1 protein-coding gene is annotated in these 1,969 nt (G+C 64.0%); it reads left to right on the top strand.

What is annotated here, in order from left to right:
- Positions 1 to 1,969 (top strand): cobaltochelatase subunit CobN (locus ACXRVY_RS26360; RefSeq protein WP_458238660.1); only part of this gene is annotated, 1,969 nt, incomplete at both ends.

Below are 1,969 nucleotides of genomic sequence, written 5' to 3'. Positions count from 1 at the left end.
GCGCCAGGGCGGCATGGGCAACGCCCTCGATTTCTTCCGCTGCCTGGCCAACCGCTGGCTGGCCCGTGATTACACCTGGGGCGAGCCGCAGACCCTGCCACGCACGGCGATTTACCATCCGCACAAACACGCAGCCGCGCTGAGCGACTGGCAGGCCGGCTGGCACGCCGATCAACCGGTGGCGGCGGTGCTGTTCTACCGCTCGCACTTGCAGGCGGCGAACACTGCTTTTATTGATGTTTTTTGCCAGCGCCTGCAGGCGGCGGGGTTGAATCCGTTGCCGATTGCGCTGGCCAGCCTGAAAGAGCCCGGTTGTCTTACCGTGGTCGAGGACTGGCTGGATGAGACCAGCGTCTCGGTGATCTTGAACACCACCGGCTTCGCCCAATCCRGTCCTGAAGCACCCCATCTACGGCCGTTTCGCCGCAATATTCCGGTGATCCAGGCGATTTGCGCCCAGGACAACGAGCCCGGTTGGCGCGCCAGCGAACAGGGGCTTGGCCCCCGTGACCTGGCGATGCACATAGCCTTGCCTGAGCTGGACGGACGCATCATCAGCCGCCCGATCAGTTTCAAGGACCTGGCGTGGCGCAGTGAGCGCAGTCAGTCGGATGTGGTGTGCTACCGGGCCCAACCTGAGCGTATGGATTTCGTTGCCGAACTGGCCCGGCGCTGGGTCGATCTGGCGCGGGTGCCCAATGCAGAAAAACGCATTGCCTTGATTCTCGCCAATTACCCGACCCGCGACGGCCGCATCGGTAACGGCGTCGGCCTAGACACCCCGGCAGCCGCGCTGAATATTCTGCGGGCGCTGCATGCCGAAGGTTATCCGTTGCCGGCTGAGTTGCCGGACAGCGGCACAGCATTGATCCAGCAGTTGCTGGGCGGCGTCAGCAACGATCTCGATACCCTTGACCTGCGTCCGTGCCAGCAGAGCCTGGGGATGGATGATTATCTGGCGATGTTCAATGCACTGCCCGAAGCCAATCGCGCGGCGGTGCTCGAACGTTGGGGCGCACCGGAAAACGACCCCATGTGCCGCAGCGCACGGATGATGATCGCCGGCCTGCGCTTCGGCCTGACCTTCGTCGGCATTCAACCGGCCCGGGGTTACCAGGTCGACCCGAGCGCGGTGTATCACGACCCGGACCTGGTCCCGCCCCACGGTTACCTGGCGTTTTACTTCTGGCTGCGCAACACCTACGGCGCCCACGGCGTGATCCACGTCGGCAAGCACGGCAACCTCGAATGGCTGCCGGGCAAAGGCGTGGGGCTCTCGGAAAACTGCTGGCCGGATGCACTGCTCGGGCCGTTGCCGAACATCTATCCGTTCATCGTCAACGACCCGGGTGAGGGCGCCCAGGCCAAGCGGCGCACCCAGGCGGTGATCATCGATCACCTGATGCCACCGCTGACCCGCGCCGAAACCTACGGCCCGCTGCGCAACCTCGAGCTGTTGGCCGACGAATATTACGAAGCGCAGTTGCTCGATCCGCGCCGCGCCCGCGAGTTGCAGCGCGACATCCTGCAACTGGTGCGCGACACGCACATCGACCGTGAACTGCAACTGGAGGAGCAGCTCGACGGCGATGCCGATGCAGCGATCTGGTTGCCGCGACTCGACACTTATCTGTGCGACTTGAAAGAGTCGCAGATCCGCGATGGCCTGCATGTGTTCGGCGAGTCGCCCACCGGTCGTTTGCGTATCGATACGTTGCTCGCGTTGTTGCGTATTCCACGGGGCGATGGCCGGGGCGCGCAGTCGAGTCTGCTGCGGGCACTGGCCAAGGCTTTCGAACTGGGTTTCGACCCGCTCGATTGTGCGCTGGCCGAACCGTGGACAGGGCCGCGCCCCGAGGCTCTTGAGAACATCAGCGAAGAGACCTGGCGTACGGCGGGCGATACCCGCGAACGCCTGGAGTTGTTCGCCGCGCAGTTGATTTCGGACGTTTTGAATAGCACCTGTAGG

The organism is Pseudomonas sp. P5_A2_2 (genome assembly GCF_054177685.1).
Note: the sequence above shows the minus strand (reverse complement) of the source record. Positions and strands in the feature narration are given on the sequence as shown.